We start from the raw sequence: 15,241 nt of genomic DNA on the forward strand, positions 1-15,241 counted from the left end.
ACGGTGTCGTCGACGGACTGCAGGGTCACTTCCAGCACCCCGATGCAGTCGCCCCGGTTGGTGACCGGCGTGATGACCCGCCGTCCGCCCTGGCCGTCCGGCTCGACGAGCTGGCGCTGGCTCCGCAGCACACGGTCGTAGACACTCCCCTGCAGGTCCATCGGCTCGTCGGAGTCCGCGACATCGGCACCGGGCGCGGTGAGACGGACCAGTCGCTGACCGACCAGGTCGACGAACAGGAACGACACGCGCGCCGCACCGAACCGCTTCTGCAGATCGTGCGCCACCACGTCGACGGACTCGCCGGGCGGTGCCGCCTCCGCGGCGGCCAGCAACGCGCCCAGTTCCACATCTCCACCCTTCACAACGACCTCCTGTCGAGTGCCGCATCTTTTTCCCCGAGATCGGGCGGCATCACCTGACGTGCCCGTCCTACCTGGTCGGAGCGGTGGGCCGAGTCGCTGTGCGGAGGTCTCCCTTCTTTCGGGTGGTGTCCCTCGACTGCGGTCAGTGAGTCGGCGACCACCGTCCGTCCCCCGCGGATTCACCGGGCGGCTCTCGGGTAGGCGCATCTGGTCAGCACGCAGGGAGCCGGAAAGAGGAGCAGCGGACGTGAGCGAGTCGGCGGCCATCGCCCTACAGCAGGAGATCGCACGGGACCTGGGTGTCGACCAGGTCTTCGACGCCGAACAGGAGATCGAGCGCCGGGTGGCTTTCCTCACCGAGCGGCTCACTTCGACCGGTCTGCGCGCCCTGGTGCTCGGCATCAGCGGTGGTGTGGACTCCACCGTCGCGGGCCGGCTGTGCCAGCTCGCCGTGGAACGGGCCCGCTCCGGCGGGCACGAGGCGCGGTTCTACGCCATGCGTCTGCCCTACGGCGTCCAGGCCGACGAGCACGACGCCCAGCTCGCTCTGTCCTTCATCCGGCCCGACCACGTACTGACGGTGGACATCAAGCCCGCGGGCGACGCCGCGCTGGAGGCCACGCTGGCCGCCGGGGTCCGGTTCCGTGACGCCCACCACCAGGATTTCGTGCACGGCAACATCAAGGCACGCCAGCGCATGATCGCCCAGTACGCGGTGGCCGGCGCGCACGACGGGCTGGTGGTCGGCACGGATCAAGCCGCCGAGGCGGCCACCGGTTTCTTCACCAAGTTCGGTGACGGCGCCGCCGACCTGGTCCCGCTGGCCGGCCTGACCAAACGCCGGGTGCGGGCCCTCGGAGACGCCCTCGGCGCCCCCGAGGGCCTGGTCCGGAAGATCCCCACCGCCGACCTGGAGAGCCTCGACGCGGGCAAGGCCGACGAGGACGCACTCGGAGTCAGCTACGACGCCATCGACGACTTCCTCGAAGGCAAGCCCGTGGACCGGAAGGCCTTCGACACCATCGTCCAGCGTTACCGCCTCACCGACCACAAGCGCCGGCTGCCCAGCGGTCCCTGACGTCGAGGGGCCTCTCGCGATCCGGCCCCGTGCACGCGGTCGGGGCGGCCCGCCGGGAACAGGCGCCCGCACCGGGCCGGCGGGTCCCGAAGTGGAGCGTCGGGCAGGCCTTGCACCTGCATTTCCCCGCGGGAAGCGGGACGTCTTTCCTTAGACGACCAACGCACGGGCGACGAGACCGGTGAAGCGGTCCGCGCCTTCCGGGACCACTATGCCGTCGCCGCGCCCGTCACGCGCGCCGGGACCGCCACCCGGGTACGGGCCCGCAGCCGACAGTCGAGGCCTCGCTCGCGTGCGGGCTTGCCGTGCCGGTGGCACCCGCGGCCCCAACACCGCGACAACACGCCGTCCGGCAGAGGGACATGGACCGACGTGTCTCCCTGCTATGGTGCGCCGATGTCCTCGGTCAAGCAGTTCCAGGTCACCTTCGACTGTGCGGATCCCGAGCGTGTCGCTCGCTTCTGGTGCGAGGTGCTGGGGTACGTCGTACCGCCGCCGCCCAAGGGGTTCGCCTCGTGGGGCGACTTCGACCGCTCTCTGCCGCCGGAGCGGCAGGGTTCGGCGTTCGCCTGCGGCGATCCCTCGGATGTGGGCCCGCGGCTGTTCTTCCAGCGCGTCCCCGAAGGGAAGGTCGTCAAGAACCGGGTGCACCTCGACGTGCGCGTCGGCACCGGGCTCGTGGGGGCGGAGCGCCTCGCCGCGCTCGAAGCGGAGTGTGCGCGCCTGGTCGCGCTCGGCGCGGTGTGCGAGCGGGTCCTGCCGGCCGACGACCACAACGAGTCCTGCATCGTGATGCGGGACGTCGAGGGCAACGAGTTCTGTCTCGACTGAGCGTCCGGCTCACGGTCCTCGGTACGGGCCCGCAGGCCGTCCGGTTCGTACGTCGGGCAGCGGTCGAGCCAGGGATGACCCATTTGCAGGCGCGGGGGTGTGCCAGCGCCCCGGCCGGGGAACCTGTCCGCCCGGGCCGGGTCTGCGAGAGGACTCCATGTGACCACGTCAGAGGCGGGCGACCGGGACCCCGGTGCCGGTGGGGACGACTACCGGCCGGACCCGCACCGGTGGCGGGCCCTCTGGGTCACCCTGGTGGCCGGGTTCATGAGCCTGCTGGACGTCACGATCGTGGCGGTCGCCCTGCCCACCATCCAGAACGACCTGCACGCCTCCCCCGCCCAGGTGCAGTGGGTGGTGTCCGGCTACTCACTCACCTTCGCCCTCGCCCTCGTCACCGCCGGCCGGCTGGGCGACGCCCTGGACCGGCGTCGCATCTTCCTGCTCGCCCTCTGCGGTTTCGTGGTCTTCAGCGCGGCCTGCGGAGCCGCGCCCGACATCATGCTGCTGGTCGTGGCCCGCCTCGCCCAAGGGCTGGCGGCAGGCTTCATGGCACCCCAGAACTCCGCGCTCATCCAGCAGCTGTTCCGGGGGGCGGAACGCGGCCGGGCCTTCGGCTACTTCGGCGCGACCGTCGGCATCTCCTCCGCCTCCGGCCCCGTCATCGGCGGAACGATCCTCGCACTGGCCGGCGAACAGCAGGGCTGGCGTTGGGTCTTCTACGTCAACGTCCCCATCGGGATCCTCGCCGTGCTGCTCGGGCGCCGTCTGCTGCCCCGCACCCGGCGCTCCGGCAAGGGACATGTGGACGTGCCCGGCGTGCTGCTCCTCGGCCTCGGGGTCTTCGCCTTCATGTACCCCCTGGTCCAGGCGGAGGCCGGCGGACTGAGCCGCCTGTGGTGGATGTTCCCGGTCGGCGTCCTGGTGCTCACCGTCTTCGTCCGCCGGCAGCGCCGGCTCGTCGCCCGGGGGACGCAGCCACTGCTGGACCCGCGTCTTTTCACCACGGTGCGCGGCTACGCGGTCGGCGCCGGCGTCGGCACGCTCTACTTCCTCGGCTTCAGCGGCGTCTGGCTCGTCTTCGCGCTGTTCTACCAGCACGGCCTGGACTTCTCGCCACTGCGGTCGGGCCTCGCCGTCACCCCGTTCGCCCTCGGCTCGGCGGGGGCGGCCGTGGTCTCGGGCCGGCTGGTGGACCGGTTCGGCCGCCTGCTCACCGTGTGGGGTCTCGGGGGCGTGATCGTCGGTCTGGGCTCGACCGCTCTGCTGCTGCGGTTCGCGCCGTTGGACATCGCTCCCTGGATCGCGGCCCCCGCCCTGCTCATCGGGGGCATCGGCAGCGGATTCGTGGTCTCCCCCAACATCACCATGACCCTGCGCGACGTACCCGTGCGGATGGCCGGCGCGGCGGGCGGCGCCCTGCAGACCGGGCAGCGGCTCGGTGCCGCGGTGGGTACCGCGGCCCTGCCCGGCCTCTTCTATCTCGTACTCGGCCGGGCCGACGACTACCGGGTCGCCCTCGCCATCGCGCTGGGCGCCGCCCTCACGACGATGCTGACGTCCCTGGCCCTGGCCGTGTTCGACTGGCGGCGCGACCGGCGAGCGCGCGCGCCGCACCGGAAGTGCCCCGAAGAGGTCGCGAACAACCCGGTGCACGCCCGGCAGAACTGACCGCCCCGGCGAGGCGGGAGGGCAGGCCCTAGCCCGGCTGCGCGATGATCTGGATCAGGTTGCCGCAGGTGTCGTCGAACACGGCGGTGGTCACGGGACCCATCTCCACGGGCTCCTGGGTGAAGCGGACCCCGAGGTCACGCAGGCGCGCGTACTCCGCCGCGACGTCGTCGACCGCGAACTGGGCGAGCGGGATGCCGTCCCCGACGAGGGCGTCGCGGTAGGCCTTGGCAGCGGGGTGCCCGGAGGGCTCCAGGAGCAGTTCGGTGCCGGCGGGCTGCTCGGGCGACACGACGGTCAGCCACCGGTCCTCCTCGCCCAGCGGGACGTCGTGTTTCTTCACGAATCCGAGGACCTCGGTGTAGAAGCGGAGGGCCTCCGCCTGGTCGTCGACGAAGACGCTGGTGAGATGGATCCTCATGGTGTGCTCTCCTCACGGCCGGGCGGGCCGGGCAGGGGCCACCGCTCGGCGATCTGCCGCAGCGGAGCCGTGTTCAGGTCATGGAACTTGTAGCGGCCCTCCCGTCGCGTCTCGACCAGCCCCGCGGCCTCCAGCACGGCGAGGTGCTGGGAGACCCCCTGGCGGGAGATCGCGAGCTGATGCCTCATGGCCAACCGCGAGCAGATCTCGAACAGGGTCTGACCGGACTTCTCGACGAGCTCGTCGAGGATGACGCGGCGCGTGGGATCGGCCAGTGCTTTGAACAGGTCTTCGGCCACACCCCACCATAGGCAAGTGTCCACTTGCCTATCAAGTCCCGTCGCGGAACGGCTGCCCGGCCCGGGCGTCTTCTACTGCCGGGCCGTGGAGGGCTTCGTGCCCGCGGAACCGGTGACCGGCACGGCAGGTGCGCCGAGCGCCGGCATGAGCCGCCGCGCGTTGCCGCGGTAGACACCGCGACGCTGGTGTTCGGTGAACGCGTGGTCGCTCGCGACGGCCGGCACCGTGTAGTCGGTGATGATCTCCGCGGAGGCGGCGGGCCAGTCCGTGCCGAAGAGGATCCGGTCGGCACCGACCGTCTCCACCAGGGAGCACGCCGGAGCGAGCGGGCCCGCGGTGTCGTAGTAGAAGCGGTGCAGAGCGTCCCGCACCCGGCCCGGCTCGACGGGTGGAGTGCAGTGGTCGCCGAAGGCCTCCAGGCGGGTGGCGATCTGCGGGAGGAATCCGCCGGCGTGCGGCAGGACGACCGAGAGCCGGGGGAACCGGTCGAGTGTCCGCGTGCGGATGAGGTTCACCGCCGCGCGCGTCGTGTCCAGCAGGAAGTCGCACATGAAGTTCGGGACCCCGGGGACGGTGGGCACTCCCGGCGGCTTGCCCGGAAGGTCGAGCGGGTGGGTGAACAGGACGCCGGAACGCTCGTCGACTTCGGCGAGGAAGCGGTCGTACGAGGGGTCGCCCAGGTAGACGCCGTCGTGGCACGCCTTGACGCTCACTCCGACGGCACCGAGGTCGTCGTGGGCGCGCCGGAGCGCCCACGTGGTGACGTCCGGGTGGCCCAGGAGGGACGGGCAGAGGAAGGCGAAACGGCCCGGGTGCCGGTGCGTCAAGCCGGTCAGCGCGTCGAAGAGCACCGACAGCCCTTCCCTGGCCTGCGCCGCGGAACGGTACCGGTCCTGCATGCTGGGGTTGAGCACGGCGGTCGCGATTCCCGCCCGGTCCATGAGAGCGAGTGTGGCGTCCTCGTCCCAGCGCGCCCACCAGGGCAGGTCCGCCTTGCGGACCACCCCTGCGCGCTCCGCCCACTCCACCCACTGCGGGGCGGTGAAGTGATGGTGGACGTCGATCTTCGCCGCCCGTCCGGAGTCGTCACCCTCTCCGGCCCCGCCCGGCATGTCCCCTCCCCCGGCGGGGGCGCCCCGGGGAGGCAGTGTGGTGCCGGCTGTGGAGGCCAAGGCCCCACCGGCTATGAGCAGACCACGCCGGCTCAACGGCCGACTCGATTTCGACATCCGTGTGTCCCTTCGTGACGTCGGCGCTCCGGCACTCCACGGTGACCCGCCCGCGGCAGGAGGGGCCTGCCGGGAGACGCCGCCGAGGGACGGATTGCGCTGGATGGAGCAGAGGGGCGCCACCGGAGCGGCACGACGCCTCCCGCACACCTCTGTCGCTCGGCAGGCCAACGTGATACTCATGAAAATGAATACTCAGATTGATGACTATCAAGGGCGACGAATGAACACCTCCGACCGTTTCCGTGCAGCCGTCGACAACCGGGACCTCGCGGCCCTGGACGACCTGTTCACCGACGACGTCCGTCTCTACAGCCCCGTCAAGTTCACGCCGTTCGAGGGCAAGGCCGCGGTGCTGGGGCTGTTCGGGGTCCTGCTGCGGACCTTCGAGGACTTCCGCTACATCGGCGACCACACCGGCACCGCGCAGACCAGCGGTGACGCCACCACCGCACCGTCCGCGGTGCTGCTCTTCCGCGCCCGGGCGGGCGGCAAGGAGATCCACGGCATCGACCTGCTGCACTTCGACGACGACGGCCGGATCAAGGAGTTCACCGTCATGGTGCGGCCCCGATCCGCCGTCCACGCCCTCGGCGACGCCGTTCTCGCCGGTCTGGTCGAGGACGGGCTCGCCGAGGGCCCCGCCCGTCCGTAGTCCGGCTGCCGAACCCGCACCCCGCGATCCGGCGCCTCGCCGAACTCGCCCACCAGCGTGCGAAGATGACGCCCGTGACCGGATCGTCCTCCCCCCGTGTCGCCGAGGACACGCCCCGTGACCGCGGCCTTGGTCCCCGCGTTGCCGCCGTGCTCGTGTTCGGGTCCTCGGCCGCGGTGCTGGTCGTCGAGATCGTCGCCCTGCGGCTGCTGGCTCCCTACCTCGGCCTCACCCTCGAGACCAGCACCCTGGTGATCAGCATCGCGCTCACGGCGATCGCCCTCGGCTCCTGGCTGGGCGGGCGTGTGGCGGACCAGGTCAGCCCCACCCGGCTCCTCGGCCCCTCACTCGGCATATCCGGAGCGGTCGTCGCGCTGACCCCCGCCGTACTGCGCACCACCGCGGAACGGGCACCCGCGCTGCTCCTGCTGACCGCGGCGCTGACCATCCTGGTGCCGGGCGCGCTGCTGGCCGCGGTGACGCCGATGGCGACCAAGCTGCGTCTCACCAGCCTCGCCGAGACCGGGACGGTCGTCGGCAGACTGTCCGGTGTCGGCACGGTCGGCGCGATCTTCGGAACCGTCTTCACGGGTTTCGTTCTCCTGTCGCGGCTGCCCGTCAGCAGCATCCTGATCGGTCTCGGCACGCTGTTGCTGGTCGGCTCCGCGCTGGTGGAGTGGCGTGCCCGCGGTTGGACCGGAACGCCCGCCCTGACCCTCGCGGTGGTCGCCGGCGGCCTCGCCACCACGCTCGCGCCCGGGAACTGCGACACGGAGACCAGGTACCACTGCGCGCGGGTCGTCGCCGACCCGGACCGGGACAGCGGCCGCATCCTGGTGCTGGACGGGGTGCGTCATTCCTACGTCGACGTAGAGGACCCGGCCTTCCTGGAGTTCCCGTACGTGCGTGCCATCGCGTCGGTGGTCGACTCCGCCTTTCCGGAAGGCGAGCCGCTCGCCGCCCATCACCTCGGCGGTGGCGGGCTCACCCTCCCCCGCTACCTCGCGTCGGCGCGGCCCGGGACGCGCAGCCTCGTGTCGGAGATCGACGACGGGGTCGTGCGCATCGACCGGGAACGGTTCGGGCCGGGACCGCTGTCGGGTGTCGACGTGCGCGCCGAGGACGGGAGGCTGGGCCTGCGGCGGCTCGACGACGGCAGCCGCGACCTCGTCGTCGGCGACGCGTTCGGAGGCGTCAGCGTCCCCTGGCACCTCACCACGGTCGAGGCGATGACCGAAGTGCGCCGGGTGCTCGACGAGGACGGCCTCTACGTCGCCAACCTCATCGACCACGGTGATCTCGCCTTCGCGCGCGCCGAAGCGGCCACGCTGCGCGCGACCTTCGCGCACGTCGCCCTCCTCGGGGAGCCCACCGACATCGGACTCGCCCCCGCCTCCGGCGCCAGGGGCGGCAACCTGGTGGTGGTCGCCTCCGGCCGGGCGGTCGACCTCCGCGCGGTCCAGGAAACGCTGGACACCCGGGGAACCGGCTGGCGGATCGCCGCCGGCGACGACCTCACGTCGTGGATCGGCGACGCCCCCCTGCTCACCGACGACTACGCACCCGTCGACCAGCTCCTCCAGCCCTACGGCGACCCGAACGGGCGGTGACGGCAGGGGCCCGGTCGGTGCGTCCCGCTCCCTTCGGCCCCACCGTCCTCGGCACGCACCACGCGCGGGGCTCCGTCGTTTCGCCGCGGTGACTGCCGGGCAGATTCCCGGCAGCCGGGTCCCCGCCCAGGGGTTCCGGGGAGGGGGAAACGCTGCGGTGCCCGACCATGTGCGGACGGCGGACGGACGGCGATTACGGGTCGAGGTGGCGGGGGATCCACAAGGACGCCCGGTCTTCCTCCTGCACGGCATGCCGGGCAGCCGGGTGGGGCCCAGACCCCGGTCGATGTTCCTCTACCAGCGCGGCGCCCGCCTCATCAGCTACGACCGGCCCGGCTACGGCGGTTCGGACCGGCGGCCGGGCCGCCGGGTCGCCGACGTCGTCCAGGACGTGGCCGTCGTCGCCGACTCGCTGGAGCTGGAACGGTTCGCGGTGGCCGGCCGCTCCGGGGGCGCCCCGCACGCCCTGGCCTGTGCGGCACTGCTGCCCGACCGGGTGACGAGGGCCGCCGCGCTGGTCGGACTCGCGCCGCAGGACGCTCAGGGCCTGGACTGGTTCGAAGGCATGGCGCCGTCCAACGTGACCGAGTTCCGTACGGCCGTGGCCGACCCGGAGCGGTTCGCGGCCGGAATCATCCCGCGGTCGGCACGGATCCGCGACAACCCCGCCCGGCTGCTGGAGGAACTGCGCGACGACCTCACCGCCGACGACCGCCTGATCGTCTCCGACAACACCGTCCGCTCCATGCTCATGCGCAACTACCGTGAAGCACTGCGCACTTCACCGCACGGCTGGATCGACGACGCGCTGGCCATCACCGGGCCGTGGGGCTTCGACCCCTCCTCGATCCGGGTGCCCGTGCTGCTCTGGCACGGCGCGCAGGACGTCTTCTCACCGGCCTCGCACTCGGCCTGGCTGGCCGACCGCATCCCGCGCGCCACCGCCGTGCTGGAGACCGGCGCGGCCCACTTCGCCGCCCTGCGCGCGCTGCCCGAGGTACTGAACTGGCTGCTCGCCGACTGAGGAGCGTCATACCGCCAAGGGCTCCAGGTCCCGGTAGATGCGCTGCTCGCGGACGACCAGCCGGGTGATGCCGTTGTCCTCACCGAGCAGCCGGCGCAGCTCGGTGAGCGCCTCGTCCCGCAGCAGCCGCCCCTCGGCCTCGCGGCCCAGGGACCGCAGGGTGAGGGAGTGGTTGGCGGCCACCGCCAGGCTCTCGGGGTGGTGGTGCCCCAGGACGACGCGCAGCGCCGCCAGCTCCCGCTCCTCACGGACCCGCGCCTCGTCCAGCCGCCCCTGCGAGTAAAGGACGTTGGAGTAGTTCACGCCGGCGAAGAGGGTGTGCGGGTGGTCCTCCCCGAGCACGTCCGTCATCCTCGACAGGACCTTGAGGAACACCGTCTCGGCCTCCTCCAGGTCGCCGCAGCCCCAGTGGAAGATGCCGAGGTTGTTCAACGCGGCCTGGGTGTACGGATGGGCCTCCCCCGGCACCTTCATGTACTCGGCCAGCGCCTCCAGGGCCACGTCGCGTGCGGCGTCCCGCTCGTCCGCCGCGAACAGGTCGGCCGCCATGTTCAGATCGCAGGCCAGCGAGTCCGGTGTGGGGGCCTCGTACTGCGCCCGGTACTGGGTGCGGGTGGCCGCCGTCAGCCGGTGGGCGTCCTCCAGCTGGCCGTTCCGGCGCAGCGACACCGCCAGCGACTTGGCGCAGCGCAGCGTGCCGGGGAACTCCTTGCCCAGGATGCGCTTGTGGGCGTCGTAGGCCCGCGCCAGCATCGTCACCGACTCCGCGTACCGGCCGACCTCCCTCAGGTCACGGCCCAGGCGCTCCGCGGAGGCCAGCGTGTAGGGGTGGTCGGGCCCCAGGACGTCCATGCGCCGGTCCAGGGTGTCCTGGTCGATCCTGCGGGCGTCGCCGTACTTGCCGACCATGCGCAGGGCGAGGGCGAGGTTGTTGGCCGCGCTGAGGGTGCGCCGGTGCGACTCGTGGAAGATCTGGCCGAATCCGCGGTGGGCCTGTTCGGCGAGCTCCACGGCCCTGCGGTACTCGCCGAGCGCGGCGAGGTCACTGGCCAGGGAGGACATGGTGACGTAGGTGTGCGGGTGCGACGGGCCGAGGACCCGGCTCTGCCGTTCCAGCAGTTCCTCGTCGATGGCCCGCGCCTCCACGTAACGCCCCTGTGAGCGCAGGACGTTGGCGAGCTGGCAGCGCAGGTAGAGGTACTGCATGTCGTCCTCGCCCAGGATCGGCCTCCAGTGCTGGAGCAGGTCCTCGGCGAGCCGTTTGGCGGCGGGGAAGTCACCGCGTTTCCACTGGTAGCGGACGCGGTCGATGAGCAGCCTGCGGGTCTCGGCGGCATCGCTGCTGCGGGCGTCGGAGGCGGCCAGGTGGGGCCAGATGATCGCGAAGCGGGGCCAGGTCTCGGGGTCGTCGATGGGTTCGTCGCCGTCGGGCCGGGCGCCCGCCAGGACGGTGTGCACGACGTCGCGGGCCTCCCGCTGCTCCTCCTGCGACATCTGGGAGCGGATCACGGCCTGCACCAGGCGGTGCACCTGGATGCTGCTGGTCTTCTGGTCGACCTTGGCGAGCGCGAACCGGCCGATCTCGCGGATGATCCGGCCGAGCAGCAGGCTCTCCTGGAGGGTGGCGTCGTAGGGCTTGAGCGCCTCGATCATCTCCTTGCTGTAGAGCAGCTTGGCGGAGATCGGCTCCGGGGCGAGGAAGGCGCACAGCTGGAGCAGCCGGACCGCGGCCCGGGAGCGCTCCTCCATCTGGGCGATCGACACGTTCCAGGTGGCGGCGACCGTCTCGGGGTAGTCGGAGGGCTGGTTGAGGGCGAGCACCTCGGTGGTCTGCCGGGCCAGTTGCCGCAGGTAGTCCTCGATCGGGGTGGCCGTCTCGGCCAGCCAGGCCGCCGCCTGCTCGACCGCCAGCGGCAGGTCGCCGACGGCCTCGGCCACCCGCTCGGCGTCCGCCGCGGCCAGTCCCCCGTCGGTGCGCCGGGTGAGGTGTTCGACGCTCTCCTCCCGCAGGAACACGTCGATCTGCTCGGACGCGCCGTGCTGCGACCAGGCCTGGTTACGGGACGTGACGAGGATGTGCCCGCTGCCTCCGCGGGGGAAGTAGGGGGCGAGCTGCGCGGGGTCGTCGGCGTTGTCGAAGATCAGGATCCAGCGTTTGGTGGGCAGTCCGCGCGACAGCCGGTGCACGGTCTCCTGACAGGCCAGCGTGATGTCCTCGCCGCCGGGCACGCCGATGCGGGCGCCCAGTTCGGCGAGGGAGGCGACGACGTCGTCGACGTGCTCGGCGGACGTCCACCACACCAGGTCGTAGTCGGCCATGAACCGGTGCACGTACTCGATGGCGAGCTGGGACTTGCCCACTCCACCCAGTCCGAACAGCGCTTCGGGCTGCGGCGGTCCCGGGGTGCCGCCGAGCTGGTCACGGATGCGTTCCAGGATCACGTTGCGTCCGGTGAACGTGGTGCTGCGCTGGGGCGCGTTCCAGATCGCCGGTGTGTTGCCGGGGAAGCGGGGCGCCGTGGGCGTGGACTCGACGGGCATCAGGGGCAGTTCGAGGGCGCGCAGCAGGACGGCCACGCACTCCGACTCGTCGAGCCGGTGCAGGTCGACGAACGCCTCGGGGAGCCGCTGGACCTCGTCCACCCGCAGCGCGACGACCGGGGGGTGCGCGGCGTTCGCGGAGGGGTCGGAGAGGGTGCGCCAGACGGAGTCGGCGTAGCGGCTCTTCTCGAAGACCTTCGACAACAGCACCAGGGTGCGGGTGGCCGGGCTCGCGGGTTCGGCCGGTCCGGTGGAGATGTCGTGCAGGGTGACCTCGCAGCCGGCCCTCCTGAGCAGGTACCTGACCCAGTCGGCCCAGGTGCGGTTCTCCGCCGCGTACGTGACCAGGAAGGCGGCGGCGCCGGCTGCCGGGCGACGCCGGAGGTAGGCGTTCCGGCAGCGCAGCCGCACCGCCTCGGGGATCGGTGCGAGGGAGGTGACTTCGCGGTCGGAGATCACGGCGGTCAGCCGTTCGAAGGCGGACAGCAGGGAGTTGGCGATCCCGCTCTCGTCGCCGACCGTGGCGAGGGTCTCCTCGTAGGCGTAGTACGGCCGGTAGGGAATCTCCACGTTGCCCCAGTAGGCGCTGCTCTCCTGGGCGGACAGCTCCTGTCCGCCCGGCCCCTTGGGGAGTCCCTCGAACCGCATGCGGGCCAGCGCCCGTCCCGCGTCGACCTTCTCCTTCTCGCCCTCGTCGATGCGCATCGGCACCGGCAGCACGCGGATGCGGCGCGGACGGTAGCCCTCCTCGATGGAGCGGGCCACGGCCGCGGCGCCCTCCAGGGCCTGATCGCTCAGTGTGAAGCAGTCCACCAGGACGTCCGGCATCTGCATGGTGCAGATGTCCGCGTTGTCCGACAGTCCGGTGCGGCTGTCGATCAGGACGTAGTCGTACGTCGCCTTCATGTCGGCACGCAGTGCGTTGAGGAACTTGCCGCCGCCCAGACGTTCGTAGAAGTTGTCCCACTCGAAGGAGGTGACCGTCGTCGAGTACGCCCGGTCCTGGCGGCCCGCGGAGAGGAAGTCCAGTGAACCGCCGTCCGGGAAGCGCAGGTCGAAGCGTTCGGGGCGGATGGACAGGGCGTGCTGTTCGACGTGGGCGTAGGGCAGGTGCCAGTCGTCGGGCCGCTCGTGCGTGCCGGTGGTCGCGGCCCAGGCGTAGTCCTCGATGATGTTGATGACGCCAGGGGTGGCCGCCAGTGCCTTGAGGTCCAGGAAGGGGTGGAAGAAGCGGTGCAGGCCGGGCGCTTCGAGGTCCCAGTCGACGGCCAGGACGCGCTTGCCGCCCGCGGCCAGGATCCAGGCCGTGTTGGCCAGGGCCATCGTGCGTCCGGTGCCGCCCTTGTACGAGTAGAAGGTGATGATGCGTCCATCCCGCGCGGCCGTCATTCTTCTCCTTCGTCGTCGGCTCCGCCTGCCGGGTCCGGCGGCTGGAGGGGCCCCGTCAGCCGGGGCCTGGGTACGTGGGGGCCGGGTGGCGGGTGGGCCTCGGCGTGTTTGAGGTACTGCCGGGTGGTGTGGGCCACGACGGCCGGGAGCACGTCGGTGAACGCCTTCAGGGTGGGGACGCCGTTGACCGCGATGCGGGTGTCGGTGCGTCGGCCGCGTTCGAGGGTCTGGGGCAGGGTCCGTTCGAGTTCGGCGGTCAGCCGCCTGCCCTCCTCGCCGTGGCACTGCAGGTCGGCCCGGTTCCACGGCACGATGGCGCTGGTCCAGGGCAGTGAGGCGCGGTCGAAGGCCTCGAGCCGGTTCCGCCGGCCGTCGTCGGTCAGTGCCCAGCGGTCCACCAGGAGGATGCCGGGGCGGCCCGCCGCCTTGCCCGCCCGGGCCGTCCCGGCCTCCCCGGGGCGGTGGGTGTCCTCGTCGTCGAAGGAGGAGACGGTGATCCGGTAGTCCAGCGAGCGGATCAGCTCCTGGGCCAGCGCGGGCAGTGGCCGCGTGGACTCCGAGTGGTAGGGGTTCCAGTCCTGTGGGTCGTCGCCGTAGGGGCCGGTGTCCCGGTACTCCGGGATGGTGTCCCGGGTGGGGGCGGCCACCGTGAGGTGGATGCGCCGGGGTCCTTCGCCGCGTGGCCGGAACGCGCTCGGTGTGTGTTCGTAGTCGCGGGGTCTGCTGGCCGGCAGCGGGGTCTGTTCGGCGACCTGGACGATCCGCTGGGCGAGGGTGAGCACGGTCTCCTCGTACTCGTCGCGCAGCCGGCTGAGTTTGATCAGCCCGTAGATGCCGTTGGTCGCGTACCGCTCGCCGAAGGTGGCGTGGTCGAGGTGCATGTGCCGTACGGAGTCGGGCAGTTGGGCGTAGTCGACGCGCGTCCACAGGGCCGGGACGATGGCGGATATCTCCCGTCCGTCGACGGCCTTGACCCGGACCTGCCGTTCATGGAAGGCGTACCATTCCCTGCCGCACATCTCGCTGGTGAAGTAGCGCGGGGAGAGCAGCGGCACGAAGACCCGGCAGCGGGCGAGGTTCTCGCTGAGCTTCTGCGGCCAGCCGTCGCCGGAGCTCATGTCCCGGTCCATGAAGCCGGCGAGTGCCCCGGCGGGCAGGTCGGTGAGGGCCATGATGTGGTTGCACAGGTCCCGGTAGAGGACGCTGCGCGGTCTCACAGTCGCCGGACGCGCAGGACGCCGGTCAGCATGGGGAGGGTGAACTCGCCTCGTGCGGTCTCCGGTTCCTTCTCCAGGTAGGCCCGGATTCCACTCAGGGCGGCGTTCCGTTCCCGCTCCGGCATGACCAGTATTCCGGCGCGGGTGGCGAGCGTCGCGACGAGGGAGTCGGCCGTGCGGAGCTGACCGTGCGGGAAGTGTCGCTGCTCCGCAGAACCGAACCGGGCGGCTCCGCCGTTCTTCGGAAGGTGTGCGCGGGCTGTCTCGGCACGCCAGCCGGTGAACGTGTCCCGGGGGCCGATGGCCGCGCCGCCGCCGGCCCGGGCGAGCCCGGCAATCCACTCGACCCGGTCGTCGAGAACGTTCCACAGACCGGCCAGGACGCCGTTCGGTGCAAGGACCCGGGCGATCTCGGGGCCCGCGACGGCCATGTCGAACCAGTGCAGGGCGTTTCCGGCCAGCACCGCGTCGACGGAGGCGTCCGGCAGGGGGATCGCCTCGGCGCTGCCCTGCAGGGCGCGGACAGCGGGCAGTGAGCGTCGCAGCTCGGTCAGCATCGCCGGGTCGGGTTCGACCGCGACGACCTCGACGCCCAGCGCGACCAGGGTGGCGGTCAGCTTGCCGGTCCCGGCGCCGAGATCGAGCACGCGGGGGCCGGGTGCCGATTCGAGCGCCCAACGGGCAGCGGCCCGCGCGTAGTCCGGGCGGTGCGCGGCGTAGGCGAACGCCGCGGGCCCGAACGAGAGACGGAGGTCCGGATGCTGGTGCGGCGCCACAGAAGGGGTGCGGTCGTCCATGGGTGCCCTTTCCCGTGCTGTCCGGATCCGGTCCAGTCCCATGGTGACCGAACGACACCCGTTCGGACCCCACACCGGCGCACCCCCGAAAACCACCGGCCGTTCGGCTGCGC

Annotated in this window: 12 protein-coding genes and 1 pseudogene; 6 read left to right on the top strand and 7 right to left on the bottom strand. The window is 71.7% G+C overall.

Annotated features, from left to right (window positions below):
- Positions 1 to 365: pseudogene (locus IE172_RS25525) on the bottom strand (serine/threonine-protein phosphatase); the annotation flags it as partial.
- Between the two features lie 247 nt (positions 366 to 612).
- Between IE172_RS25525 and nadE the strand changes: the two are divergent.
- The 3 genes from nadE to IE172_RS25540 all read left to right on the top strand — a co-directional run bounded on the left by nadE (position 613) and on the right by IE172_RS25540 (position 3,945).
- Positions 613 to 1,443: an NAD(+) synthase gene (gene nadE, locus IE172_RS25530; protein ID WP_306432808.1), complete on the top strand. Its 831-nt coding sequence runs from the start codon at positions 613 to 615 to the stop codon at positions 1,441 to 1,443.
- 396 nt (positions 1,444 to 1,839) lie between these two features.
- A complete protein-coding gene (locus tag IE172_RS25535; RefSeq protein WP_190099640.1) occupies positions 1,840 to 2,274 on the top strand; it encodes a VOC family protein in 435 nt (144 codons plus the stop codon).
- A gap of 159 nt (positions 2,275 to 2,433) precedes the next feature.
- A complete protein-coding gene (locus tag IE172_RS25540) occupies positions 2,434 to 3,945 on the top strand; it encodes an MFS transporter (RefSeq protein WP_190099641.1) in 1,512 nt (503 codons plus the stop codon).
- A gap of 28 nt (positions 3,946 to 3,973) precedes the next feature.
- Here the strand turns inward: IE172_RS25540 and IE172_RS25545 are convergent, their stop codons facing one another.
- The 3 genes from IE172_RS25545 to IE172_RS25555 form a co-directional block, all read right to left on the bottom strand.
- Entirely contained in the window at positions 3,974 to 4,366 is a 393-nt protein-coding gene (locus tag IE172_RS25545; RefSeq protein WP_190099642.1) for a VOC family protein, read from the bottom strand.
- A complete protein-coding gene (locus IE172_RS25550; protein ID WP_190099643.1) occupies positions 4,363 to 4,665 on the bottom strand; it encodes an ArsR/SmtB family transcription factor in 303 nt (100 codons plus the stop codon). The genes IE172_RS25545 and IE172_RS25550 overlap by 4 nt, the downstream gene beginning before the upstream one ends.
- A gap of 72 nt (positions 4,666 to 4,737) precedes the next feature.
- A complete protein-coding gene (locus IE172_RS25555; protein WP_229886378.1) occupies positions 4,738 to 5,778 on the bottom strand; it encodes an amidohydrolase family protein in 1,041 nt (346 codons plus the stop codon).
- Positions 5,779 to 6,118: 340 nt separating this feature from the next.
- Between IE172_RS25555 and IE172_RS25560 the strand changes: the two genes are divergently transcribed.
- The 3 genes from IE172_RS25560 to IE172_RS25570 all read left to right on the top strand — a co-directional run bounded on the left by IE172_RS25560 (position 6,119) and on the right by IE172_RS25570 (position 9,184).
- Positions 6,119 to 6,550, top strand: a complete 432-nt coding sequence (locus IE172_RS25560) for a nuclear transport factor 2 family protein (RefSeq protein ID WP_190099645.1) — start codon at positions 6,119 to 6,121, stop codon at positions 6,548 to 6,550.
- A gap of 65 nt (positions 6,551 to 6,615) precedes the next feature.
- The gene (locus IE172_RS25565; protein WP_190099646.1) at positions 6,616 to 8,160 is read left to right on the top strand and encodes a fused MFS/spermidine synthase; all 1,545 of its coding nucleotides are present in this window, start codon (positions 6,616 to 6,618) and stop codon (positions 8,158 to 8,160) included.
- Positions 8,161 to 8,317: 157 nt separating this feature from the next.
- Complete coding sequence (locus IE172_RS25570; protein WP_190099647.1) at positions 8,318 to 9,184, top strand: alpha/beta fold hydrolase; 867 nt, start codon at positions 8,318 to 8,320, stop codon at positions 9,182 to 9,184.
- Between the two features lie 6 nt (positions 9,185 to 9,190).
- Here the strand turns inward: IE172_RS25570 and fxsT are convergent, their stop codons facing one another.
- The 3 genes from fxsT to IE172_RS25585 are packed head-to-tail and all read right to left on the bottom strand — an operon-like array spanning position 9,191 to position 15,128.
- Positions 9,191 to 13,114, bottom strand: coding sequence for an FxSxx-COOH system tetratricopeptide repeat protein (fxsT, locus tag IE172_RS25575; RefSeq protein WP_190099648.1), 3,924 nt, complete (start codon positions 13,112 to 13,114; stop codon positions 9,191 to 9,193).
- Positions 13,111 to 14,331, bottom strand: coding sequence for a TIR-like protein FxsC (locus tag IE172_RS25580; protein ID WP_229886380.1), 1,221 nt, complete (start codon positions 14,329 to 14,331; stop codon positions 13,111 to 13,113). Before IE172_RS25580 ends, fxsT begins: the two co-directional genes overlap by 4 nt.
- Positions 14,328 to 15,128, bottom strand: a complete 801-nt coding sequence (locus IE172_RS25585; protein ID WP_190099649.1) for a class I SAM-dependent methyltransferase — start codon at positions 15,126 to 15,128, stop codon at positions 14,328 to 14,330. The genes IE172_RS25580 and IE172_RS25585 overlap by 4 nt, the downstream gene beginning before the upstream one ends.
- Between the last annotated feature and the right edge of the window lie 113 nt (positions 15,129 to 15,241).

Origin of the sequence: Streptomyces griseoflavus (assembly GCF_014649995.1) — a bacterium.
Lineage (GTDB): Bacteria > Actinomycetota > Actinomycetes > Streptomycetales > Streptomycetaceae > Streptomyces > Streptomyces griseoflavus.

Excerpts from the sequence above, each read along its gene's own strand:
- IE172_RS25535 (WP_190099640.1), top strand. The coding sequence starts at position 1,840 with ATGTCCTCGGTCAAGCAGTTCCAGGTCACCTTCGACTGTGCGGATCCC.
- IE172_RS25545 (WP_190099642.1), bottom strand. The coding sequence starts at position 4,366 with ATGAGGATCCATCTCACCAGCGTCTTCGTCGACGACCAGGCGGAGGCC.
- IE172_RS25555 (WP_229886378.1), bottom strand. The coding sequence starts at position 5,778 with ATGCCGGGCGGGGCCGGAGAGGGTGACGACTCCGGACGGGCGGCGAAG.
- IE172_RS25560 (WP_190099645.1), top strand. The coding sequence starts at position 6,119 with ATGAACACCTCCGACCGTTTCCGTGCAGCCGTCGACAACCGGGACCTC.
- IE172_RS25565 (WP_190099646.1), top strand. The coding sequence starts at position 6,616 with ATGACGCCCGTGACCGGATCGTCCTCCCCCCGTGTCGCCGAGGACACG.
- fxsT (WP_190099648.1), bottom strand. The coding sequence starts at position 13,114 with ATGACGGCCGCGCGGGATGGACGCATCATCACCTTCTACTCGTACAAG.
- IE172_RS25585 (WP_190099649.1), bottom strand. The coding sequence starts at position 15,128 with ATGGACGACCGCACCCCTTCTGTGGCGCCGCACCAGCATCCGGACCTC.